This window comes from Streptomyces sp. LBL, from assembly GCF_029893585.1.
GTDB lineage: Bacteria > Actinomycetota > Actinomycetes > Streptomycetales > Streptomycetaceae > Streptomyces.
The window spans coordinates 47,675-71,142 of record NZ_JARXYX010000022.1 but is presented as its reverse complement, the minus strand read 5'-3'; the positions used below and the strand labels follow the sequence as shown (position 1 = coordinate 71,142).

Annotated in this window: 21 protein-coding genes and 1 pseudogene; 12 read left to right on the top strand and 10 right to left on the bottom strand. The window is 71.1% G+C overall.

The features are described 5' to 3' along the window. Positions 1-114: 114 nt before the first annotated feature. Together M2271_RS25685 and M2271_RS25680 are read right to left on the bottom strand one after the other, a co-directional pair. Positions 115-897, bottom strand: a complete 783-nt coding sequence (locus M2271_RS25685; protein ID WP_280889691.1) for an ABC transporter permease — start codon at positions 895-897, stop codon at positions 115-117. After that, the gene (locus M2271_RS25680) at positions 894-1,847 is read right to left on the bottom strand and encodes an ATP-binding cassette domain-containing protein (RefSeq protein ID WP_280889690.1); all 954 of its coding nucleotides are present in this window, start codon (positions 1,845-1,847) and stop codon (positions 894-896) included. The genes M2271_RS25685 and M2271_RS25680 overlap by 4 nt, the downstream gene beginning before the upstream one ends. 63 nt (positions 1,848-1,910) lie before the next feature. On the opposite strand from M2271_RS25680, the gene M2271_RS25675 reads away from it, so the two are divergent. Next, positions 1,911-2,624, top strand: coding sequence for a TetR/AcrR family transcriptional regulator (locus M2271_RS25675; RefSeq protein ID WP_280889689.1), 714 nt, complete (start codon positions 1,911-1,913; stop codon positions 2,622-2,624). 211 nt (positions 2,625-2,835) lie between these two features. Here M2271_RS25675 and M2271_RS25670 read toward each other — a convergent pair whose 3' ends face one another. From M2271_RS25670 to hmgA, 3 genes are all read right to left on the bottom strand, one after another. Then, complete coding sequence (locus M2271_RS25670; RefSeq protein WP_280889688.1) at positions 2,836-4,029, bottom strand: type ISP restriction/modification enzyme; 1,194 nt, start codon at positions 4,027-4,029, stop codon at positions 2,836-2,838. Between the two features lie 80 nt (positions 4,030-4,109). Next, entirely contained in the window at positions 4,110-4,859 is a 750-nt protein-coding gene (locus M2271_RS25665; protein WP_280889687.1) for a GntR family transcriptional regulator, read from the bottom strand. Between the two features lie 27 nt (positions 4,860-4,886). Next, the gene (hmgA, locus tag M2271_RS25660) at positions 4,887-6,212 is read right to left on the bottom strand and encodes a homogentisate 1,2-dioxygenase (RefSeq protein WP_280889686.1); all 1,326 of its coding nucleotides are present in this window, start codon (positions 6,210-6,212) and stop codon (positions 4,887-4,889) included. Positions 6,213-6,375: 163 nt separating this feature from the next. Between hmgA and M2271_RS25655 the strand changes: the two genes are divergently transcribed. From M2271_RS25655 to M2271_RS25635, 5 genes are all read left to right on the top strand, one after another. After that, complete coding sequence (locus M2271_RS25655) at positions 6,376-7,077, top strand: hypothetical protein (protein ID WP_280889685.1); 702 nt, start codon at positions 6,376-6,378, stop codon at positions 7,075-7,077. Then, positions 7,074-7,691, top strand: a complete 618-nt coding sequence (locus M2271_RS25650; protein ID WP_280889684.1) for a TetR/AcrR family transcriptional regulator — start codon at positions 7,074-7,076, stop codon at positions 7,689-7,691. The genes M2271_RS25655 and M2271_RS25650 overlap by 4 nt, the downstream gene beginning before the upstream one ends. A 96-nt stretch (positions 7,692-7,787) precedes the next feature. Continuing rightward, on the top strand, positions 7,788-10,019 hold the full coding sequence (locus M2271_RS25645; protein ID WP_280889683.1) for a molybdopterin oxidoreductase family protein: 2,232 nt from the start codon (positions 7,788-7,790) through the stop codon (positions 10,017-10,019). A gap of 165 nt (positions 10,020-10,184) precedes the next feature. Then, a complete protein-coding gene (locus M2271_RS25640; RefSeq protein WP_280889682.1) occupies positions 10,185-11,633 on the top strand; it encodes a citrate:proton symporter in 1,449 nt (482 codons plus the stop codon). Between the two features lie 130 nt (positions 11,634-11,763). Next, positions 11,764-13,002 carry an MFS transporter gene (locus tag M2271_RS25635; protein WP_280889681.1) on the top strand — a complete coding sequence of 413 codons (1,239 nt, stop codon included), beginning with the start codon at positions 11,764-11,766 and terminating at the stop codon, positions 13,000-13,002. Between the two features lie 31 nt (positions 13,003-13,033). Here the strand turns inward: M2271_RS25635 and M2271_RS25630 are convergent, their stop codons facing one another. The 3 genes from M2271_RS25630 to M2271_RS25620 all read right to left on the bottom strand — a co-directional run bounded on the left by M2271_RS25630 (position 13,034) and on the right by M2271_RS25620 (position 15,516). Beyond that, a complete protein-coding gene (locus M2271_RS25630) occupies positions 13,034-13,987 on the bottom strand; it encodes a DMT family transporter (protein WP_280889765.1) in 954 nt (317 codons plus the stop codon). A gap of 126 nt (positions 13,988-14,113) precedes the next feature. Next, on the bottom strand, positions 14,114-14,827 hold the full coding sequence (locus tag M2271_RS25625) for a winged helix-turn-helix domain-containing protein (RefSeq protein ID WP_280889680.1): 714 nt from the start codon (positions 14,825-14,827) through the stop codon (positions 14,114-14,116). A gap of 47 nt (positions 14,828-14,874) precedes the next feature. Next, positions 14,875-15,516, bottom strand: coding sequence for a TetR/AcrR family transcriptional regulator (locus M2271_RS25620; protein ID WP_280889679.1), 642 nt, complete (start codon positions 15,514-15,516; stop codon positions 14,875-14,877). A gap of 220 nt (positions 15,517-15,736) precedes the next feature. Here M2271_RS25620 and M2271_RS25615 point away from each other — a divergent pair, with 220 nt between their 5' ends. Together M2271_RS25615 and M2271_RS25610 are read left to right on the top strand one after the other, a co-directional pair. Continuing rightward, positions 15,737-15,985 (top strand): YiaA/YiaB family inner membrane protein, encoded by a 249-nt coding sequence (locus M2271_RS25615; protein WP_280889678.1) that lies wholly within the window; start codon positions 15,737-15,739, stop codon positions 15,983-15,985. 70 nt (positions 15,986-16,055) lie between these two features. Next, entirely contained in the window at positions 16,056-16,679 is a 624-nt protein-coding gene (locus M2271_RS25610; RefSeq protein ID WP_280889764.1) for a TetR/AcrR family transcriptional regulator, read from the top strand. 9 nt (positions 16,680-16,688) lie between these two features. Here M2271_RS25610 and M2271_RS25605 read toward each other — a convergent pair whose 3' ends face one another. Continuing rightward, positions 16,689-17,150, bottom strand: coding sequence for a MaoC family dehydratase (locus M2271_RS25605; protein WP_280889677.1), 462 nt, complete (start codon positions 17,148-17,150; stop codon positions 16,689-16,691). 117 nt (positions 17,151-17,267) lie between these two features. Here M2271_RS25605 and soxR point away from each other — a divergent pair, with 117 nt between their 5' ends. Next, the gene (gene soxR / locus M2271_RS25600; protein ID WP_280889676.1) at positions 17,268-17,759 is read left to right on the top strand and encodes a redox-sensitive transcriptional activator SoxR; all 492 of its coding nucleotides are present in this window, start codon (positions 17,268-17,270) and stop codon (positions 17,757-17,759) included. A gap of 345 nt (positions 17,760-18,104) precedes the next feature. Here soxR and M2271_RS25595 read toward each other — a convergent pair whose 3' ends face one another. Beyond that, the gene (locus M2271_RS25595) at positions 18,105-18,707 is read right to left on the bottom strand and encodes a hypothetical protein (protein ID WP_280889675.1); all 603 of its coding nucleotides are present in this window, start codon (positions 18,705-18,707) and stop codon (positions 18,105-18,107) included. A 229-nt stretch (positions 18,708-18,936) separates the two neighbouring features. Between M2271_RS25595 and M2271_RS25590 the strand changes: the two genes are divergently transcribed. The 3 genes and pseudogenes from M2271_RS25590 to M2271_RS25580 form a co-directional block, all read left to right on the top strand. Continuing rightward, entirely contained in the window at positions 18,937-21,756 is a 2,820-nt protein-coding gene (locus M2271_RS25590; RefSeq protein WP_280889674.1) for a penicillin acylase family protein, read from the top strand. 378 nt (positions 21,757-22,134) lie between these two features. Next, positions 22,135-22,908 carry an SDR family oxidoreductase gene (locus tag M2271_RS25585; protein WP_280889673.1) on the top strand — a complete coding sequence of 258 codons (774 nt, stop codon included), beginning with the start codon at positions 22,135-22,137 and terminating at the stop codon, positions 22,906-22,908. Positions 22,909-23,078: 170 nt separating this feature from the next. Beyond that, positions 23,079-23,387, top strand: a pseudogene (locus tag M2271_RS25580) (long-chain fatty acid--CoA ligase); the annotation flags it as partial. Positions 23,388-23,468 lie beyond the last annotated feature (81 nt).

Sequence of the window (23,468 nt, the reverse complement as noted above, 5' to 3'; positions counted from 1 at the left end):
CGCCCGACCTTGCCTCGTGTCCCGTGCCCGAACCAGTGATGCCCGTACGCCCCCACCCCCGCGTGCCCAACAGCTCCGCCCCTCACGTGCGCCGTCCGGCTTACCGGCGCCGACTCACCGCTCGCCGTTCGCGTACCGGCGCACCGCCGCCGGTACGAACACCGCCAGCAGCACCGCGCACCACACCAGTGACCCGGCGACCGGATGCGCCACCGGCCAGGCCGCCCCTTCCGGCACCGGCGCGTTCCCGAACAGGTCCCGCAGGGCCGTCGTCACCGCGCTGATCGGATTCCACTCGGCGATCGTGCGCAGCCAGCCCGGCAGCCCCTCGGTCGGGATGTACGCGTTCGACAGCAGCGGCAGCAGGAAGGTCGCGCCGCCCAGCTGACCCGCCGCCTCCTCGTTCCGGGTGAGCAGCCCCAGGAAGATCCCGATCCACGTCGTCGCGAACCGGAAGAGCAGCAACAACCCGAAGGCGCCCACCGCCGCCGGCCCGCTGCCCTCGATCCGCCAGCCCACGGCGAGCCCGACCAGCAGGAACGGCACCGTCCCGGCCGCAGTGACCACCAGATCCGCGCCCGCCTGCCCGAGCGGCACCGCCGCCCGGCTCATCGGCAGCGTCCGGAAGCGGTCCATCACGCCCCGGTGGGTGTCCTGGGCCGCCTGGAACATCCCGGTCATGATCCCGTTCGCGGCGGTCGCCACCAGCAGGCCCGGCACCAGGAACGCGCGGTAGGCGTCGCCCGGCACCGCCAGCGCGCTGCCGAAGACGTAGCCGAAGAACAGCAGCATGCTGACCGGCATGGTCTGGGTCAGGATGATCAGCCCCGGGTTGTTCCGCAGCCGCCGCAGCTGGCGGCCGAGCATCGCGGTCCCGTCGTACACCGGCACGCTCATGCCGCCGCCTCCTTGAGGTCCTGGTCGTCGGTGAGCCGGAGGAACACGTCGTCGAGGGTCGGCGGGCGCAGACTCGCGTCCAGCAACGGCACCCCCGCCGCGTCCAGTTCGCGCACCAGCCGGGGGAGCGTGAGCGTGGAGTCCCGGGTGACCGCGCCGACGGCGTTGCGCTCGTGGTCGAACGTCGGCCGGGCGCCGGTGAGGTGGTCCAGGACGCCCGCCGCCTTCGCCATGACCTCCGCGCCCACGACGACGACCTCGACATGCGTGCCGATGAGCGCCTTCAGCGCGGCAGGCGAACCCCTGTGCGCCACCCGGCCCCGGTCCACCAGGGCGATGTCGTCCGCGAGTTGGTCGGCCTCCTCCAGGTACTGCGTGGTCAGCAGTACGGTCGTGCCGTCCGCGGTGAGATCGCGTACGGCGGAATGGATCAGGTTCCGGCTGGCCGGGTCGAGCCCTGTCGTCGGTTCGTCCAGGAACAGCACCTCGGGGCGGCGGATGAGGCTCGCCGCCAGGTCCAGCCGGCGGCGCATCCCGCCCGAGTAGGTGGCGGCGGGCCGGTCGGCGGCCTCCGTCAGTCCGAAGCGGTCGAGGAGCTCCCCGGCCCGTCCGGCGGGCCCCCGTACCCGGTGCAGCCGGGCGAACAGTCTGAGGTTCTGGCGCCCCGTGAGGTCCCCGTCGACGGACGCGTACTGCCCGGTGACGCCGATTTTCGTCCGTACGGCCGCCGCCTCCCGGACCAGGTCGTGCCCGGCGACCCGGGCCGAGCCGGCGTCCGGCCGCAGCAGCGTGGTCAGGAGTCGTACGGCCGTGGTCTTGCCCGCGCCGTTCGGCCCGAGAACTCCGCAGACCGTGCCGCTCGCCACCGCGAGATCCAGCCCGCGCAGGGCCTGGACAGCACCGAACCGCTTCTCCAGACCTTCACTAAGTACAGCGTACGTAGTAGTCATGTGCCGACCATAGCGCACTACGTACGCCGTACGTAACTACGATGGAGGTCGAGGTGATGATCGATGGCGGGCCGAGCGGCCGTACCCGAAGTGATCTGGGCCCGTCCCGAGCGGACGGGCCGGGGGCCGAAGCCCGCGTTCACGCGCGCGGACATCGCGGCGGCGGCGGTGCGGATCGCCGACGCGCAGGGTCTGGACGGCGTCTCCATGCGGCAGGTCGCGGCCGAGCTGGGCTGCGGCACCATGTCGCTCTACAACTACGTCCCCCGTAAGGAGGACCTGTACGAGCTCATGGTGGACGCGGCCAGCGGGGAGCACGAGCCGTGGGAGCCGAGCGGCGACTGGCGGGGCGACATGCGCCGGGTGGCGTACCAGACGCGGGCTCTCATGCACCGGCACCCCTGGGTACCGCGGTTGATGTCACCGGTCTACGGCTTCAGCCCCAACGCCCTGCGCTATCTCGAGCACTGCATGGCCTGCATGGACCCCTTCGACGCGCCCTACGGCACGAAGATGGAACTGCTCGGGATGCTCAACGGGTGCGTGACGGTGTACGTGGCGACCGAGCTGTCCACGGCCGAGCGGGTGCGGTCGCTGCCCTGGTCGGAGGAGCAGGAGAACGCGGTGCGGATCGCCTACCTGGGCAGTCAGGTGGCGGCCGGGGCGTATCCGCGGCTGGCGGCGGCGTTCATGGAGGACACGGGGCCGATCGACATGGACGCCGTGTTCGACCGGATGCTGGAGCGCGTACTGGACGGCTTCGAACCCAGGAGGTAGTACCGCGACAGCACTGGTTGTGGAGCCGCGACGGGGCGAACAGCGCCTGTCGTGGCACCAGCGCTCACGTGGCACCAGCGCTCACGTGGCACCAGCGCTCACGTGGCACCAGCGCTCACGTGGCACCAGCGCTCACGTGGCACCAGCGCTCACGTCGCGCCAGCGCTCACGTCGCGCCAGCGCTCACGTGGCACCAGCACCTCACGCGGCACTAGATCAACGCGAACTGGCCTTCCGGGCCCTCCTCGTGGTGGTCGAGGACCGACGCCGGTCTGCGGGCCGTGTCCGGCACGGGCAGGACGCCCGCTTCGCGCAGCTCCTGCGCCGTGATCGGGGCCGTCACGGTGAACTCCTCCTGGCGCGGGCGGAGTTCCGCGAGCAGCGCCAGCACGGTGATCAGCTCCAGGACCTCCGACGTCCACGCCTGCGGCCAGGCGGTCGGGCGGATCGCCGACAGCGTGCCCGGTTCGGCCTCCGCCGTGCGGGCCGCGAACCACTGCTCCAGGACCCGTACGCCGGCCACCTCGAAGTCCCAGGCCTCCGGGGGGACCGGAGAGATGCGGCCCTCGTCGAGGTGGAGGGTCTCCTCGTCGCGGTCGTAGCGCACGGTGAGGGCGGGGGTCCCCCCGTTCGGGCGGAGCCGAGAGCGGGGGAGAGAGGGCAGGGGGGCGCGGACGTACGGGCGGCGGCCGCCGGGAAGCTTGGGGCGGTCGCCGTCGCGGCGCATCAGCCAGAGCGTGCGGTGGCCCAGTTCGACGCCGAGGGCCCAGAGTTCCGGGTCCTCGGTGAGGGGGACGGTGAGGCCTGGACTCACCGCCGTCACGGTCCAGGCCAGCAGGTCCACCGGAGTGGGGGTGAGGCCGAGACGGTCGGCCAGGTGGTCCAGCAGGCCCGGCGCCAGGTTGGGCTCCACACCGCCGGGGCGGCGGTAGAGGGGGCGGACACGGCCGGGGCGCAGCAGCGGGAGCAGGGAGGTGGCGAGGAGGTGGGGGACGGCGGCGTCGGGGGTCTCCGTGACGAAGATCTGGCGCTCGTCCGCCACCCGCCACAGCTCGGGCCGGGCCGCGTCGATCAGCCGGTGGTCGGGGATCAGCCACTGTTCGTCGAAGGGGGCGCGCAGCACGCGCACCGGCTCCAGGCACGGGCCCGCGGCGCGGACCAGCTTCACCGTGCCCCCGGACCGCCCCGGCAGCTGTCCGACGGCCGAGTGGAGTGTGCGGGAACGCGTCGCCTCGAACAGGGCCTCCCGGTCGGGGCCCTCGGCCTTCATCAGGGCGTCCCAACGGGCCTTCAGGGATGCCGGGTCGGGGCCCGTCGGCCACCCCCGGCCGAGCCGCGGCGGTGCGACGGACCACGGCATGAGGTCCGCCAGCAGCGGAGCGTCGTCGTGCGTCACGCTGGGCATCGTACGACTTGCCGACGACAGCGGGGCGGGGGCCTGTCCGGCGGGGCGTCCCCGTCGATCCGCCGGACCCGGACCGGCCGCTACGTGGCGTCCAGTGTCACCGTGAACGAGAAGCGGTCGCCCCGGTAGTGGATGACGGCCACGTCCAAGGGGCGCCCGGCGGTGTCGTAGGTGACGCCCGTGCAGTGCAGGATCGGGCTGAGCAGCGGGACGTGGAGGAGGCGGGCCGTTTCCGGGTCCGCGAGGCGGGCCTCCACCGTGTCCGTGATGCGGCTGATGTCCGCCCCGACGGCATCCCGCAGTATCTTGGTCATCGGCCGGCGGACCAGGTCGTCGAGGTCGATACGGGCGGCGAGTTCGGGGCGGACGTAGTTGCGGGCGTGGTTGGTCGGCTCGCCGGTCTTCTCGTCGCAGCGCAGGCGATGGTACGTCGACACCTCGGCCAGGTCCGGGAAGTACTCGGCGACTTCGGCCGGCACGGGCGCCCGGCCGTGGTCCAGCAGCCGCGTCGCCATGCCGGACTGCTGGGCCACGATCGCGTCCACCGAGCCCAGCAGCCGGACGGGAGTGCCTCTGCGGGTGTCCGGCTCGATGAAGGTGCCGCGTCGGCGGTGACGGGTGATCAGGCCCTCGTCCTCCAGCTCCTTCAGCGCCTGCCGCATGGTCAGCACGCTCACCCCGTAGTGCCCCGCGAGCTGCTCCTCGGTCGGCAGCCGCAGCGGGTCCTGGGGCGAGCGGCCGAGTATCGAGGCGCGCAGCGACTGCGACACCTGATACCAGAGCGGCAGCTTGCGGTTCAGGACGATCGAGTCAGGCGCGAAGGAGGTCACGGCGCTATCCGTACCGGTCGTCCGCGATCAGCGCAACGGGCGGAAGTGGCGCTCAAGGCCCTGCCACACGTCGTCGTAGCGCTGCTGGAGGTGTTCCGCCCGGGCGGCGTGGGCGGTGAGCGTCACCGGCCACCGTGTTTCGAACATGAACGCCAGTCCGTCGTCGACCTTCCGCGGCGTCAGTTCGGCGGCGCTTGCCCGGTCGAACGTCTCCCGGTCCGGCCCGTGCGCCGACATCATGGTGTGCAGCGAGCCGCCCCCGGGCACGAAGCCGCCTTTTCCGGCCGTCTTGGCGTCGTACGCGCCCTCGATCAGCCCCATGTACTCGCTCATCACGTTCCGGTGGAAGTACGGCGGCCGGAAGGTGTCCTCGCCCACCAGCCAGCGTGGCGCGAAGACGACGAAGTCGACGCCGGCCAGCCCGGGGGTGTCGCTCGGCGACGTGAGCACCGTGAAGATCGACGGGTCCGGGTGGTCGTACGAGATGGTGCCGAGCACATTGAACCGGCGCAGGTCATAGGTGTACGGCACATGGTTGCCGTGCCACGCGACCACGTCGAGCGGTGAGTGCTCGTAGCGGGCCGTCCAGAGGTTGCCGCAGAACTTGTTGACCACCTCCACCGGACCCTCCACGTCCTCGTACGCGGCGACCGGAGCCCGGAAGTCGCGGGCGTTGGCCAGTCCGTTGGCGCCGATGGGGCCGAGGTCGGGAAGGCGGAAGGGGGCGCCGTAGTTCTCGCACACATAACCGCGGGCCGAGGCATCCAGCAGCTCCACACGGAAGCGCACACCACGCGGGATCAGCGCGATATGTGCCGGCTCCAGATGCAGCAGCCCGAACTCGGTGCGCAGCAGCAGTCCGCCGCGCTCCGGCACGATCAGCAGCTCCCCGTCGGCGTCGCTGAAGACCCGGTCCATCGACGCGTTGGCGTGGTAGAGATGCACGGCCATGCCGGTGCGCTGGGTCACGTCCCCGTTGCCGCCGACAGTCCACAGCCCCGCGAGGAAGTCGGTCCCCGGCGCGGGCTCCGGCAGCGGGTCCCAGCGCAGCCGGTTCGGGTCGGGCACCGCCTCGGTGAAGGGGGCCGTACAGATCGAGCCGTTCTCGGTGCGGGTGAACGCCGGGTGCGCGGCCGAAGGACGGATCCGATACAGCCACGAGCGCCGGTTGTACGCCCGGGGCTCGGTGAAGCTCGTACCGCTGAGCTGCTCCGCGTACAGCCCGAGGGGGGCGCGCTGGGGCGAGTTCCGGCCTTCGGGCAGAGCGCCCGGAACGGCCTGAGAACTGTGCTCGTTCCCGAATCCGGACAGATGACCCAGCCCCTCCGCGGTCTTCCGCGCGTCCCCGCTCATGATCGCTCCCTCGGCGTTTGATTCCTATGCATCACCGTAGGATTGCGGTTTCCCGGGCGCAAGAGATCCGTCGTCCTCCTCCTCACGAAGGACGACCGCGATCGGCCGGAACCAGCCTTCAGGGGGATACGAGGTGTCGGACTCGTGTTCTACGCTCCCCCGCATGTCGTGGACGCGGAGACAGCTCGCCGCGCTCGCGGTCTGTGTCCTGCTGCTGACCGGATCCGCGGGCTGTGGCTCGGGCAGTACACAGGAGAACGGAAAGAACGAGGACTCGCCCTTACCGGTGGGCAAGCTCCTCGACGACACGGACAGGCAGGGACGCCACTACCGCGAGGTGGACCGGAAGGAAGCGCCCGACGTCGGCATCGAGGTGCAGCCCGCCGAGGACGACGACGGCTGGAACGTGCGGCTGACCCTCCGCCGCTTCCGCCTCTCGCCCGCCGCGGCCAAGGGGGAGGCGGTGGCCGGCCGCGGTGTCGCCCGGCTCTTCGTGGACGGGATCCCCGTCGCGAAGCTGCGCACCCCCGGGTACCGCCTCTCGGCCCGTTACGTCCGGCACGGCACCCACCACCTCACCGCGCGCCTGTACGCCGACGACGGCACGGTCTGGGCCGCCGACGGCGAACCCGTCGAGAGCACCGCGGACATCACGGCCTCGGACCCGGCGTCCACCGGGACCTCGGACGGCGCGCTGAGTACGTCCATCGACACCTCGTTGGCCTCGGACCCGGCGTCCACCGGGACCTCGGACCACGCGCTGAGCACGCCCACCGGGACCTCGGACCACGCGCCGAGCACGTCCGGCACTCCCGTCCGTACTGCGGGACGAGGTTCCCCGGACCGCGGCGGAAAGGCATCATGAAGTCCGTGCCCCACGCCACATCGCTCCGCCGTGCGCCCGTGCAACGGCGCAGCGCCGAACGGCTGACCAGGATCCTCGACGCCTGCGCCGATCTGCTCGACGAGGTCGGCTACGACGCGCTGAGCACCCGGGCCGTCGCCCTGCGCGCCGGAGTCCCCATCGGCTCGGTCTACCGCTTCTTCGGCAACAAGCGCGCGATGGCCGACGCGCTCGCCCAGCGCAACCTGGAGCGCTACGCCGAGCGGGTCACCGAACGCCTCGAAGAGACCGGAGAGGGCGGCTGGCGGACGGCGGTGGACGCCGTCCTCGACGAGTACCTCGCCATGAAGCGCACCGCGCCCGGCTTCTCGCTCGTCGACTTCGGCAACCAGATCCCGGTCGGAGCCCGCTACGCCGAGCCCAACCACCGCGTCGCCGACCGCCTCACCGAACTGCTCTCCGGCTACCTCGACCGTGCACCGGACGAGGACCTGCGCCGCGTCTTCCTCGTCGCCGTGGAGACCGCCGACACCCTGGTCCACCTGGCCTTCCGGGTCGCACCGGAGGGTGACGCAAGGATCATCGAGGAGACCCGGGAGATGCTGCGGGCGTATCTGGCGAGGGTGCTGGACTGAGGTCGCCCGCGGAGCGGCCTCCCCAGCGTGCCTACCGGTCGGTATGCTCGGCCCGAGTCCGTGCGTCACCGCTGCCGCCGCCCACCGGGAGGACCCGTGTCCCGCACCGCCCTGCGTATCTGCCCCCTGTGCGAGGCCACCTGCGGTCTCACCCTCACGGTCGAGGGGACCCGGGTGACCGGCGCCCGCGGTGACCGGGACGACGTGTTCAGCCGGGGGTTCATCTGCCCCAAGGGGGCCGCCTTCGGGGCCGTCGACGGCGATCCCGACCGGCTGCGCGCCCCGCTGGTCCGCAAGGACGGTGAGCTTCGGGAGGCCACCTGGGAGGAGGCCTTCGACGCGGTCGCCACCGGGATGCGTCCGGTGATCGAGCGGTACGGCCCGAACTCCGTCGGTGTCGTCCTCGGCAACCCCAACGTGCACACCATGGCCGGCGCCCTCTACCCGCCCGTGCTCATCGCCGGGCTCGGCACCCGCAGCCTCTTCACCGCCTCCACGGTCGACCAGATGCCCAAGCACGTCTCCAGCGGCCTGCTCTACGGTGACGCCAACGCGATCCCCGTACCCGACCTCGACCACACCGACCATCTCCTCCTCATCGGCGCCAACCCCCTGGAATCCAACGGGAGTCTGTGCACCGCCCCCGACTTCCCCGGCAAGCTCAAGGCGCTCAAGGCCCGCGGCGGCACCCTCTCGGTCATCGACCCGCGCCACACCCGTACCGCGCGCCTCGCCGACCGGCACATCGCGATCCGGCCCGGCACCGACGCCCTGCTGCTCGCCGCGATGGCGTACGTCCTCTTCGAGGAAGAGCTCGTGGAACTCGGCGCGTTGACACCGCATGTGCAGGGCACCGAAGAACTCCGGGACGCCGTACGGGACTTCACGCCAGAGGCCGTGACCGGCGCCTGTGACGTCGACGCGGCGACCATCCGCGCCCTCGCCCGTGAACTCGCCGCCGCCCCCACCGCCGCCGTCTACGGCCGCATCGGCAGCTGCACGGTCCAGCACGGCACCCTGGCCAGCTGGCTCGTGGACGTCCTCAACATCCTCACCGGCAATCTCGACCGGCCCGGCGGCGCCCTCTTCCCGCAGGCGGCCACCGACCGGACACCCCGGCCCGCCGGGCCCGGCCGCGGCTTCGCGCTCGGGCGCTGGCGCTCACGGGTCGGTCAGCACCCCGAGGCGAAAGGGGAGTTGCCGCTGTCCGTGCTCGCCGAGGAGATCGACACCGCCACCGGGGCGGGCGAGCCGGTCCGGGCGCTGATCGCCGTCGCCGCCAACCCGGTCCTGTCCGCACCCGACGGCGACCGGCTCGACAAGGCGCTGGACTCGCTGGACTTCATGGTCAGCGTCGACCCGTACCTCAACGAGACCTCGCGCCACGCCCACGTCGTGCTGCCGCCGCCCCCGCCCTCGCAGAGCCCGCACCACGACTTCGCCTTCAACACCCTCGCCGTCCGTAACCAGGTCCGCTACACCCGCCCCGCCGTCCCGCTGGAGCCGGGCAGGATGGCCGAGACCGAGATCCTGGCCCGGCTGACACTGGCGGTGACCGGCATGCACGGCGCCGAGACGGCCGCCGTGGACGACCTGGTCATCGGCCAGACCCTCGGCAAGGCGGTCAAGGAACCGCACACCCCGGTCCATGGCCGCGACCCGAAGGAACTCACCGCACAACTCACCGGCGAGAGCGGCCCCGAGCGCTGGCTCGACCTGATGCTTCGCCTGGGCCCCTACGGCGACGGCTTCGGCGTACGACCGGACGGACTGAGCCTCGCCAAGCTGCTGGAGCATCCGCACGGCATCGACCTCGGGCCGCTGCGCCCGCGGCTGCCGCAGCCCCTGAAGACCCGCAGCGGCACGGTGGAGCTGCTGCCCCAGCCGATCGCCGACGACCTGCCCCGACTCCGGCGGGCTCTGACGGAGCGCCCCGACGGGCTCGTCCTCGTCGGCCGTCGCCATCTGCGCTCCAACAACAGTTGGATGCACAACATCCCCGTCCTCACCGGCGGCTCCAACCGCTGCACCCTGCAGATCCACCCCGAGGACGCCGAACGGCTCGGCGTACGGGACGGGGCGGCCGTACGCGTCAAGGGCGCCGGGGGAGAGGTGACCGCCGCCGCGGAGGTCACCGACGGGGTGCGCCCGGGTGTGGTGAGCCTGCCGCACGGCTGGGGTCACGATCGGCCCGGCACCCGGCTCAGCCACGCCGCCACCGACCCCGGCGTGAACGTCAACCAGCTCCTCGACGGCAGCCTGCTCGACCCCCTGTCGGGCAACGCGGTCCTCAACGGCATACCCGTGGAAGTGACCGCGACAGGTTGAAATGAGGCCGAAAGCGCACCCCCGTGAGCAGCGCAAAGCCGTGACCAGCAGTTTTGCGCTTATTGCTCGCATGTCAACGTCTTGTTAACGCTGCTTGACGGGACCTAACGTCATCGCACCGCCGTCCCTGGTGGGAGTTCAAGGGCGAACGTTAGGTATCCACTCATGCTCACCATCCTCGGCTTCGCCATGATCGCGACCTTCCTGGTCCTGATCATGCTGAAGAAGATGTCGCCGATCGCGGCGCTCGTACTGATCCCGGCACTGTTCTGCGTCTTCGTCGGTAAGGGCGCCAAGCTCGGTGACTACGTCATCGACGGCGTCACCAGCCTCGCCCCCACCGCGGCGATGCTCATGTTCGCGATCGTCTACTTCGGGGTGATGATCGACGTCGGACTCTTCGACCCGATCGTCCGGGGGATCCTGAAGTTCTGCAAGGCCGACCCGATGCGGATCGTCGTCGGCACCGCCGTCCTCGCCGCGATCGTGTCGCTCGACGGCGACGGCTCGACCACCTTCATGATCACGGTCTCGGCGATGTACCCGCTGTACAAGCGCCTGAAGATGAGCCTGGTCGTGATGACCGGTGTGGCCGCCATGGCCAACGGCGTCATGAACACCCTGCCGTGGGGCGGCCCCACCGCCCGCGCCGCCACCGCGCTGAAGCTGGACGCCAGCGACATCTTCGTCCCGATGATCCCGGCCCTCGCCGTCGGCCTGCTGGGCGTCTTCGCCCTCTCGTACGTCCTCGGTGTGCGTGAGCGCAGGCGCCTGGGCGTGCTGACGCTGGACGAGGCGCTGGTGGAGGAGCAGGAGTCCGAGACGGTCCTCGTGGGTGCCGGCAAGGGCAAGGGCACCGGCACCGGCACCGGCACCGGCACCGGCAAGGGCACCGTCCCCACCGGCGGTTCCGGCACCGATGTGCCCGCCCAGAACGCCGACGGCGCCGAGGACGACGAGCTCGATGAGGGCTTGCAGGTCCTGGACCCGAACCGGCTCACCCTGCGCCCCAAGCTGTACTGGTTCAACGCCCTGCTCACGGTGGTCCTGCTCACCGCCATGATCATGGAGTACCTGCCGATCCCGGTGCTGTTCCTGCTCGGCGCCGCACTCGCGCTCACCGTGAACTTCCCGCACATGCCCGACCAGAAGGCCCGCCTCGGCGCCCACGCGGAGAACGTCCTCAACGTCGCCGGCATGGTCTTCGCCGCCGCCGTCTTCACCGGAGTCCTGCAGGGCACCGGCATGGTGGACCACATGGCCAAGTGGGTCGTCGGCAACATCCCGGAGGGGATGGGCCCGCACATGGCCCTGGTGACCGGCGTTCTGAGCATCCCGTTCACGTACTTCATGTCCAACGACGGCTTCTACTTCGGCATCCTCCCGGTCCTCGCCGAGGCGGGCCAGGCGCATGGTGTCTCGTCCCTGGAGATCGCCCGCGCCTCGCTGGTCGGTCAGCCGCTGCACATGTCGAGCCCGCTCGTCCCCGCCGTGTACGTCCTGGTCGGCATGGCCAAGGTGGAATTCGGCGACCACACCAGGTTCGTGGTCAAGTGGGCTGCCCTCACCTCGCTCGTGGTACTCGGCGCGGGCATCCTGTTCGGCATCATCTGATCACTCGTTCGATCACTCGTTCGGTCGCTGGTCCGATCACTCGTCTGACCACTCGTCTGACCACTCGTCCGATCACCCGTCCGATCACTCGTTCGATCACTCGCCTGATGACTCGTCGGAGGTCGTCCTGATGGAGCCCGGTGGGAACCGCGGCTGGCTGCTTCGCCTCGTCATCGCCTTCAGCTTCGCGCAGGGAGCGGTGTCCATGGCCCGGCCCGCCGTCTCCTACCGGGCTCTCGCGCTGGGCGCCGACGAGCGGGCGATCGGCGTCATCGCCGGGGTGTACGCACTGCTTCCGCTCTTCGCCGCGGTACCGCTGGGCCGCCGCACCGACCACGGCCGCTGCGCGCCCCTGCTGCCGGTGGGCGTGGTCCTGATATCCGGCGGCTGCGCGTTGAGCGGCGTCGCCGACTCCCTGGGCGCGATGGCGGCCTGGAGCGGGGTGATGGGCCTCGGCCACCTCTGCTTCGTGATCGGCGCCCAGTCGCTCGTCGCCCGCCAGTCCGCGCCGCACGAACAGGACCGCAACTTCGGCCACTTCACCATCGGCGCCTCGCTCGGCCAACTGGTCGGCCCGATCGCGGCGGGCGCGCTGATCGGCGGCCCCGACATGGCGCGGACCAGCGCACTCGCGCTGCTCGTCGCGGGTGCGGGGGCCGCGGTCGCGTTCACGTCGTTGTGGCGCATCGAGGACCGTACGGCCCTCACGTCCCGTACCGCACGGGGCGACCGGATCCCGGTCCAGCGCATCCTGCGCGCCCGGGGTGTGCCCGCGGGCATCCTCATCAGTCTGTCCGTGCTGTCCGCCACCGACATCCTCACCGCCTACCTTCCGGTGGTCGGCGAGCACCGGGGCATCGCCCCGTCCGTGATCGGCGTACTGCTCAGTCTCCGTGCCGCGGCCACGATCGCCTGCCGCCTGGTGCTGACCCCGCTGCTGCGGCTGCTGGGCCGCACCCTGCTGCTCACCGTGACCTGCCTGTCGGCGGCCGTGCTGTGCGCCGGCGTCGCGCTGCCGGTGCCCGTGTGGGCGCTTGCGCTCATACTGGTCGCCCTCGGCTTCTGCCTGGGCGTCGGACAGCCGCTGTCCATGACGACGGTCGTCCAGGCGGCCCCCGCCGACGCCCGCTCCACCGCCCTCGCCCTCCGCCTCACCGGCAACCGCCTCGGCCAGGTCGCCGCACCGGCCGCGGCGGGCCTCGTGGCCGGCGTCGCGGGCGTGGCGGCACCGTTCGTGATGCTCGGCGGCCTGCTGCTGCTGTCCTCGGGAGTCGCGCTGCGCTCGCCGGGCAGGACGTCCGGAGGACCGGCGCCGGACTCCGCGCCCCGCGCGACGGAGTTGGCGCTGGACCGGAAGAGGGATGCCTGACGGGCGTAGGCGGGGCCCACGGCGTGGGATCTCATGCCGGGTCCGCGGCCTTCCCCGGTCGCGCTTCGGGCGCTTCGGGCAGTGACTCCGGTGCCGTGGTTCGCCCCGCCCGCCGCCGGGAGCGCGACACCGCGACCCCGGCCAGGCACAGCGCCCCGCCCGCCAGCGTGAGCAGCCCGGGCACCTCGCCCAGCGCCAGCCACGACATCACGACGACCAGTGCGGGCACCGCGTACGTGGTCGCGCCCATCCGGCCGGCGGTCGTACGGGCCAGGGCGTACGCCCAGGTCGTGAAGGCCAGCGCGGTCGGGAAGACGCCCAGGTAGACCATGTTGAGGGTGGCGGAGACCGGCGCGTCGGCGGCCTCCTGGACCAGCTGCCCGGCGAACGGCAGACACACCACCGCCCCCACCAGACAGCCGAACGTCGTCACCTGCAGGACGCTCGCCCGGCCCAGCGCCGGCTTCTGCGCCACGACACCGCCCGCGTATCCGAACGCGGCCAGCACGCACAGCACCACACCGAGCACCGAGGATCCCCCGCCACCGGACATCGACAGCCCGACGGTCACCGCCCCCGAGAACGACACCGCCATCCCCGCCAGCAGCCGCGGCGGCACCGAGTCCCCGAGCAGCCGTGCGCCGAGCAACGCGATCAGGATCGGCCCGATGTTCACGACCAGAGCCGCGGTCCCGGCGTCCACCTGCTGCTCGCCCCAGTTCAGGGCCACCATGTAGAAGCCGAACCACAGCACCCCGGATATCGCGATCCCGCGCCACGCCGGCCGCGGCGGCCACCCCTCCCGGCGTACGAGACAGATCGTCCCGAGGACCAGCGCCCCGGCCAGCAGCCGTCCGAGCGCCAGCGCGCCCGGGGAGTACGCGGCACCCGCGCTGCGGATCGAGACGAAGGCGGAGGCCCACAGCACCACGGTCACCGTGGCCGCACCGGCGGCGAGCAGCTCCGTACGACGGGAGGCGTTCATCATGCTCCTGAGGTGAGATAAGGAAGTCGTGCGACGTCCCGCGGATTTCGGACGGGGACCTTCGGCCGTGGATGTCGGACGGGGACCTTCGGCCGTGGATGTCGGACGGAGAGCTTTCGGCGCCTCTCAGTGCAGTGCGCCGGCCCCGATGCCCAGCAGCTCGGCCAGCGCGTGCTCACCGGCCGCCGTCACCTTCACCGCCCGTTCGGAACCGATGCGCACGCACCAGCCCGTGTCCAGGGCGTGCCGGCACAGGGCCGCGCCCGCGACGCCCGCGAGATGGGGGCGGCGTTCGGTCCAGTCGAGGCAGGCGCGGGCCAGAGGGCGGCGGCTCGTGCGGTCGAGGCGGATGCCGTGCGCGTCGAACCAGTCGATTCCGTTGTCCGTGAGCGCGAATCCGGTGTCCTGGCGCAGCAGTTCACGCCCGGTCAGCGCGTCGGTGAGGGCAATGCCGAGCCGTCCGGCGAGGTGGTCGTAACAGGTGCGGCCCCGGGCCATGGCTGCTCCGGCGCCGGCCTCCCGAAGGTTCCGGGGCCGCGGCTCATGACCGTTGGGGCTGACCTGTGCGGCGAGATCCTCCACCAGCTGAGCGACCCGTGCGTCGGCCAGCCGGACGTACCGGTGCCGCCCCTGCCGTTCCTCGGTGAGCAGTCCGCCGGCGACGAGCTTGCCCAGGTGCGCGCTCAGGGTCGACGCGGCGACGCCCGCGTGTCGCGCCAGTTCCCCGGCGGTCCACGCCCGCCCGTCGAGCAGCGCGAGCAGACACGCGGCCCGGGTCTCGTCGGCGACGAGACCGGCGAACCGGGCCAGCTCCGCCGCCCGTGGCTCCTTGGTGGTCATGCGTTCCAGCATGGGACACGAACACTTCGGTGCTCACCGAACTGTCCTTACGCTGTCCGTCCGACCTGCTCGTACTGCTGCGCCAGACCGTCCAGCAGCGCGGTCAGTCCCGTCTCGAAGGCCCGCTCGTCGATCTTCTCCTGCTGTTCGGCGAGGAGGTGGGCCTGCCCGAGGTGCGGATAGTCGGTGGGGTCGTACACGCTCGCTTCGTCCACGAAGCCGGCGGCGAAGGAGCCGAGCGCGGAGCCCATGACGAAGTACCGCATCAGCGCGCCGATGGAGGTGGCCTGCGCGGGCGGCCAACCGGCGTCGGCCATCCCGCCGTAGACGGCGTCGGCGAGCCGCAGCCCCGCCGGCCGGCGGCCGGGGCCGCGGGCCAGCACCGGGACGATGTTCGGGTGGTCGCGCAGGGCCGCCCGGTAGGAGACGGCCCAGTCGCGCAGTGCGGTCCGCCAGTCCCGGCCGTCCTCGAACATCGAGAGGTCGACCTGCGCGCTCACCGAGTCGGCCACGGCCTCCAGGATCTCGTCCTTGGTGCGGAAGTGGTTGTAGAGCGAGGGCCCGCTGACCCCCAGCTCGGCGGCGAGCCGCCGGGTGGAGACGGCCGCAAGACCCTCCGCGTCCACGAGCACCCGGGCCGTCCGGACGATCCGGTCGGTGCTGAGAAGGGGCTTGAGCGGTCGGGCCATGGCGCACATAGTAGGGCTGCGGTCCAGAAACTAGCAGCGCTAATAAGTGGACGGCTGTCCAGAAGCTGTCATCGGTCGGACACCGACCGGAGGAGTCTCGGCGTTCTGAGCCTCCCCGCTGAGGAGTACTGGGGAGCACTGAGGGCTGCTGAGGACTTCTGGGTACTTCTGAGTACTTCGACGGATGCGGCGCGGACCACGTCCGCCGATCCTTGTCCTCATGAGCGACACATCGGGCAAGCAGCAGAACACGGCCGCCTTCTACGGCCAGGCCGTCGCGTCCTTCTCGGTGGCCATGGGTGCCACCGCCGTCGGCATCTTCAAGCTGAACGCCGACGCCTGGGTGCGGGCGTTCCTGGCCATCGCCGTCCTGTACCTGGTCACCTCCGCCTTCACCCTCGCCAAGGTGATCCGGGACCGGCAGGACACGACGACGTCGACGCAGTACCACCCGTTCGAAAAGCTCTGAGCGGGCACGCTAAGCGCCCGCTCACCTTCGGCGGTATGGTGGGGCCGTGCCAGTGGAGAGAGAGCGGGCGATGAGTACGGCGGAGGAGACGGCGGACGGCGAGACGTCGGCGTGGGGCGAGGTCACGCCCGACGCGGCCCGGCGGCTGCTCATCGCCGCGGTGGAGGCCTTCGCCGAGCGCGGCTACCACGCCACCACGACCCGCGACATCGCGGGCCGCGCCGGCATGAGCCCGGCCGCGCTCTACATCCACTACAAGACCAAGGAGGAACTCCTCCACCGCATCAGCAGGATCGGCCACGAGAAGGCCCTGGAGATCCTGCGCACGGCGTCCCGGGGCGAGGGTGGCGCGACCGAGCGGCTCGTCGACGCGGTGAGCTCCTTCGTACGCTGGCACGCGGGCGGTCGTACCACCGCGCGGGTCGTGCAGTACGAACTGGACTCCCTCGGCCCCGACGCCCGCGCCGAGATCCTCGCGCTGCGCCGTCAGGTCGATGCCGAGGTGCGCGGGATCATCGAAGACGGCGTGGGGACGGGCGAGTTCGACGTGCTCGACGTGCGGGGAACCACCCTCGCCGTGCTCTCGCTCTGCATCGACGTGGCCCGCTGGTTCAACGTCGACGGCCCGCGCACCCCCGAGGAGGTCGGCGCGCTGTACGCCGACCTCGTGCTGCGGATGGTGGGCGCGAAGTAGCCGGGCTCGTCAGAGGTAGTACCGGGACACGGACTCCGCGACACACACCGGCTTGTCCCCGCCCTCGCGCTCCACGGTGAACGCGACGCTCACCTGGACGCCGCCCTGCACATCGTCGACGCCGGTGATCGTGGCGGTCGCGCGCAGCCGGGAGCCGACCGGGACCGGGGCGGGGAAACGGACCTTGTTCGTCCCGTAGTTGACGCCCATCTTCACGTTCTCGACCTTGATCAGCTGCGGCCCGAAGAGAGGCAGCAGGGACAGGGTCAGGTATCCGTGCGCGATGGTGGTCCCGAACGGCCCGGAGGCGGCCCGCTCCGGATCGACATGGATCCACTGGTGGTCGCCGGTGGCCTCCGCGAACAGGTCGATCCGCTTCTGGTCGACCTCCAGCCAGTCGGTGTACCCCAACCGCTCGCCCACCGCGGCCCTCAGGCCGTCGGCGGTCGTGAAGATCCTCGGCTCTGCCATGTCCCGGCCTCCCGGTAGCGAAGTCTGTCGCTCAATCTAAGCGACTGCTTAGCATGGTCGGCGGCGGGTCCCCTGTCAACGAACCGGGGCGGCGACGCACTGGGTAGGGTTCGAGGGGTGCCTCAGATTCCCGAGAAGATCCATGAGCTCACGGTCGGCCAGCTCGCCGCGCGCAGCGGCGCCACCGTATCCGCCCTGCACTTCTACGAGTCCAAGGGTCTGATCGGCAGCCGCCGGACCACGGGCAACCAACGTCGTTTCTCCCGTGACGCGCTACGCCGGGTGGCCTTCGTCCGCGCCGCGCAACGCGTCGGCATCCCGCTGGCCACGATCCGCGAGGCCCTCGCCGAACTCCCCGAGGAACGCACCCCGACCCGCGAGGACTGGTCCCGCCTGTCCGAGGCCTGGCGCTCCGAACTCGACGAACGCATCAAACAACTCAACCGCCTCCGCGACCACCTCACCGACTGCATCGGCTGCGGCTGCCTCTCCCTGGACACCTGCGTCCTCTCCAACCCGGACGACATCTTCGGCGAGCGGCTGACGGGGTCGAGACTGATGGTGGACCAGCGCCGAGCGCCTGAACACGGGCCGCAAGACCACCACTGACCCGCCCCCCGGCGCCCCTGGGGCTCCGCCCAGACCTCACGCTCGGCGCCCTTGCGGGCGTCCCCGGGGCTCCTGGTATCCCCGCCCGTAATCGGCGCCACCGCACCACCGGCGGCCCCCGTGGGCCCCGTGGGCCCGTTGGTACACACCTGCACCACGCCTCGACGGTGCCAACGCCCGCTGGGAACAAAACGGGGGTGCGGCATCCCCGGCGCACCCCCATGCACGGTTCCTAGGTCGCTTCGGTCGGTCCGGTCGGTCCCGTCGCTTCGGTCAGTTCGAAGCCGGTCAGTTTGGTCGGACCGGCACCAGTCGGCTCGATCAGACCGGCACCAGTCGGCTCTGTCAGGCCGACACCAACAGCCGCCCTCGCCTGGCATCCGCCAGAGCCTCGGGCGAGAGCACGGGCCGCGGTACGAGAATTCCGCAGTGCACACAGACCGGACCCGTCGAGGGTTCGTGGTCCAGTTCGTACTTCCAGACGAGCCGCTCCCCGCCGCACACCGGGCATCCCGCACCCGGCTCCCGCTCCAGCGCGGAGATCAGCCGGCGCAGTACCTCCGCCAGCGACTCATGGGGATGGAGCCGGGGATCGTCGCACCAGGCGACACCGAAACCGCCCCAGGTCAGCCGGTGCCAGTCGTCCACACTGCCCGGCCTGCGCAACCCGTCGTGCTTCTCCTTCTTGCGCCGCTCGGCGAACTCGACCTCGTAGGCCAGCCAGACCGAACGCGCCTCCTCCAACTCCTCCAGTGCGGCCACGAGCCGCGCCGGATCGGGAGAGCGGTCCTCCGGGCCGAACCCGGCCCGGGAGCACAAATGGTCCCAGGTCGCCCTGTGCCCGTAAGGAGCGAACCGCTCAAGGCACTTGCGGAGCGAGTAACGCCGCAGCGCCAGATCGCACCGTGGATCGCGAACCTGTCTCGCCAGACTCCGGAAACCGGCCATCGCCCTGCACCTCCGTCACACCTGCACCTGCGCCTGCACTTCGGTCACTTCGGCGTCGTCGAACGGACGTCGCCGAATAGACGTATCGACAAGCGATTCGGCTCCATCCGATTTCCGATGGCCTCCCATGAGTCGGCCACAGTCGACTCCAAAAGTGACGCATGTTCATCTTCCATCCCGGGGATACCGGCGGTAACGTCCGGCACCACTCCCGTCGGTAGGAGCTCACATGCCACGGCGCACCCCACGCACCGCCCTCGACAGACAGAGAACTCCCGGCAGATCTCCCGGGTTCCTGAAGGCCGCATTCGTATGCGTCCTGATTGCCGGTCTTTTGTCCCCGCTTTCCCAAGTGGCCGCAGCGCAACGTACCCAAGTGGCCGCCCAGCAGCCGCTCACGGCCGGGGCAGCCGCTCCGGACGACCACTGCGGTGGCCAGTGTTCCGACATCCTGCCGCCGGGTCAGAACGGCAACGCCACCCTGGCGCAGATCCTGCTCAACCAGGCCTTCGGTACCCAGCCCGACCACGCCGAGGACCAGCTCGCCCCGTACGCCGACCTGGCCAAGGGCTACCCCGCGCTCACCGACGGTACGATCAACAACTTCTTCAACGACGCGTCTTTCGGGGTTCCTTCCGACCAGGTCGCGTCCACGGTCAAGCCCGCCGGTCGCGGCGACGTGACGATCGTCCGCGACAAGAAGTCGGGCGTACCGCACATCACCGGTACCACCAGATACGGCACGGAGTTCGGAGCGGGCTATGCCGCGGCTGAGGACCGGCTGTGGCTCATGGACGTCTTCCGCCACGTCGGACGCGGCCAGCTGACCTCCTTCGCGGGCGGTGCTCCGTCCAACCAGGGCCTTGAACAGGAGTTCTGGCGCAATGCCCCGTACACCGAGGCCGACCTCCAGGCCCAGATCGACAACGCCGTCGCCTCGGCCGGCGCCCGCGGGCAGCAGGCCCTTGGCGACGTCAACGCCTACGTCGCCGGCATCAACGCCTACATCGACGCCTCCGACAGCGGCCGTTACTTCCCCGGTGAGTACGTCCTCACCGGCCACAAGGACTCCGTCACCAACGCCGGTACGATCGACCACTTCAAGACCACCGACCTGGTCGCGCTGGCTTCCGTGATCGGCGCGCTCTTCGGCTCCGGGGGCGGCGGCGAGGTCGACAACGCGATCTCGCTGCTCGCCGCACAGCAGAAGTACGGCGTGGTTGAGGGCACCAAGGTCTGGGAGTCGTTCCGCGAGCGCAACGACCCCGAGGCGGTCCTCACCGTCCGCAACGGGAGCTTCCCGTACGCGTCCAAGCCCGCCGACGCCCAGGGCGAGGCCCTGCCCGACGCAGGCTCGGCGGCGGAGGAACAGCTGGTCTACGACCGTACGGGCAGCGCGGGCACGGCGAGCGCCACCGGCGCCTCCACGACGGCGGCGAAGACGGCCGTCACCTCCGCCAGGCGCGGCATGTCCAACGCCCTCGTGGTGAGCGGCGACCACACGGCGAGCGGCAATCCGATCGCCGTGTTCGGCCCGCAGACCGGCTACTTCGCACCCCAACTGCTCATGCTCCAGGAGATCCAGGGCCCGGGCCTCAGTGCCCGCGGCGCCTCCTTCGCGGGCCTGAGCATGTACGTCGAACTCGGCCGCGGCCAGGACTACGCGTGGAGTGCCACGACCTCCGGCCAGGACATCATCGACACCTACGCCGTCGAGCTGTGCCAGGACGACTACCACTACCTGTACCGGGGCGTGTGCACGCCCATGGAGAAGATCGAGCGGAAGAACGCCTGGAAGCCGACGACGGCCGACGGCACCGCGGCCGGCTCCTACACGATGCGGGTGTGGCGCACCAAGTACGGCCCCGTCGAGTACCGCGCCAAGGTCGGCGGGAAGAAGGTCGCCTACACCACCCTGCGCACGTCCTACTTCCACGAGGCCGACTCGATCATCGGCTTCCAGATGCTGAACGACCCCGACTACGTGAAGGGCCCGCAGGACTTCCAGTCCGCGGTGCAGCACATCAACTACACCTTCAACTGGTTCTACGCCGACTCCGCGCACACGGCGTACTACAACAGCGGCGACAACCCGGTGCGCGCGAGTGGCGTCGACGCCGAGTTCCCGGTGTGGGCGCAGCCGGCGTACGAGTGGCGGAACTGGAACCCGACGGGGAACACGGCCGACTACACACCCGCCTCGGCGCACCCCCGCTCGACCGACCAGGACTACTACATCTCCTGGAACAACAAGCAGGCCAAGGACTACGCGACCGCGTCCTGGGGCGACGGCTCGGTGCACCGCGGCAACCTCATCGAGGACCGGGTGAAGAAACTGGTCGCGGCGGGCGGGGTCACCCGGGCCGCGCTGACCAAGGCGATGGCGGACGCGGCCCTGGCCGACCTGCGGGCCGAGGACGTGCTGCCGGACGTCCTCAAGGTGATCAACAGCTCCACGGTCACCGACCCGGCGGCCGCGGCGGCGGTGAGCAAGCTCCAGGCGTGGGTGACGGCGGGCGCCAAGCGCACGGAGACGTCGGCCGGTTCGAAGACGTACGCCGACGCCGACGCGATCCGCATCCTCGACGCGTGGTGGCCGCTGCTGGTGAAGGCCGAGTTCGAACCCGGCCTCGGCAGCGACCTGTACACCGCCTTCACCGGCAACCTCCCCGTCGACGAGGCCCCGTCGTCCGCGCACGGCCCGACCGGCGCGCACGCGGGCAGCTCCTTCCAGTACGGCTGGTGGAGCTATGTCGACAAGGACATCCGGGCGGTGCTCGGTGAGTCGGTCCGGGGGCCGCTCGGGCAGAAGTACTGCGGCGGCGGCAGCCTCAGCGCCTGCCGGGACGTCCTGGTCAGCACGTTGAAGGAGGCGGCCGGCCGGACCGCGGCCCAGGTCTACCCCGGCGACGACCTGTGCGCGGCGGGCAACCAGTGGTGCGCCGACTCGATCGTCCAGCGCACCCTGGGCGGCATCAAGCACCCCAACATCAGCTGGCAGAACCGGCCGACGTTCCAGCAGGTGGTGGAGTTCACGTCGCACCGGTGAGACATGGGTGGTGGGGGGGGGGGCGGCCCCGGGGGCCCCCCCCCCCCCCCCCCCCCCCCCGCCGCCACCCGCCGCCACCCGCCGCCACCCGCCGCCACCCGCGCCACCCGTGTCACCCGACGTGCCTGAGCACCCGGCGCACCTGAGCCCGGCCGCCACGGACGCAGGACTGCCCTGCGGCACCAGGGCCTGGCTGGGGGGCGGGATCGGTGATGGAGGAGGGGCAGGAGGTGGTCGAGGAGGGCGTCGGGGCACTCTTCGGGTTTCCCGCGCCCTCGCCCCCGAGTGGTTCCAGCCACCCTTCCTTGTTACATACCGACCGGTTAGTCTGACCGCGGGCGAAGGCAGAGCCGAATCGCGTCGCGTCGAAGGAGACCGATGGTGGGAGCCGTGCAGGATGCGGGAGTGGTCGTCACCGGAGCGGGGGGCGGGATCGGGGCCGCGCTGGCCCGCCGCTTCGGCGCCGAGGGAGCCCGGGTGGTGGTCAACGACCTGGACGCCGGTCGGGCGAAGGCCGTTGCCGAGGAGATCGGCGGCATCGCCGTTCCGGGGGACGCCTCCGCGATCGTCGCCGAGGCCCGGGAGGCGCTGGGCGGCACGGTCGACGTGTACTGCGCCAACGCGGGGATCGCCTTCGAGGCCGGGGAGCCCGGGACGCCGCTCGACGAGCAGCCCTGGGCGTTGTCCTGGGAGGTGAACGTGATGGCGCACGTGCGCGCGGCCCACGAGCTGCTGCCGGAGTGGCTGGAGCGCGGCACGGGTCGTTTCGTCTCCACCGTCTCGGCCGCCGGACTGCTGACCATGATCGGCGCCGCGCCCTACGCCGTGACCAAGCACGGGGCGTACGCCTTCGCCGAGTGGCTGTCGCTGACATACCGGCATCGTGGTCTGAAGGTGCACGCGATCTGTCCGCAGGGCGTGCGCACCGACATGCTGGCCGCCACCGGGAGCGCGGGCGACCTGGTCCTGCAGCCGACCGCGATCGAGCCGGACGAGGTGGCGGACGCCCTGTTCAAGGGCATCGAGGAGGACCGGTTCCTGATCCTGCCGCACCCCGAGGTCGCCGGGTACTGCCAGGCCAGGGCCGCTGATCCCGATCGCTGGCTGACGAACATGAACCACCTCCAGCAGAAGTGGGAGACGACCCGGTGACCGACTCCCGCTACGCCGCCAAGCCCTGGCTGGCCCTGCTCGACGACGCCCAGCGCGCCCCCATCGACCCCGCCGACTCCCTTGTGCACGCCCTGCGCCGGGCGGTCGCCGAGACACCGGACCGGACCTTCCTCGCCTACTTCGACGGCCGCCTCAGTCACCGCGAGGTCGAGGACATGATCAACGCCTCCGGCTTCAAGGTGTGGCCGCGCGAGGTCGAGGACGTGCTGTACACGCACCCGGCGGTGCGCGAGGCGGCCGTCGTCGGGGTGCCCGACGGGTACCGCGGGGAGACCGTCAAGGCGTACGTCAGCCTCCGACCCGGCGCCGAGACCGGCCCCGGTGCGCTCGCCGCGTACTGCAAGGAGAGACTGGCCGCTTACAAATACCCCCGTCAGGTGGAGATCCTGCCCGAGTTGCCGAAGACGGCGAGTGGGAAGATCCTTCGGCGGGAACTCCGTTCCCGTCCGAACGGCTAGCCCCGAAAACACCGCTGGTCCCAGAAGCAACGGATAGCACCAGACACAACGTCTAGCCCCGGAAGCAACGGCTAGCGCCAG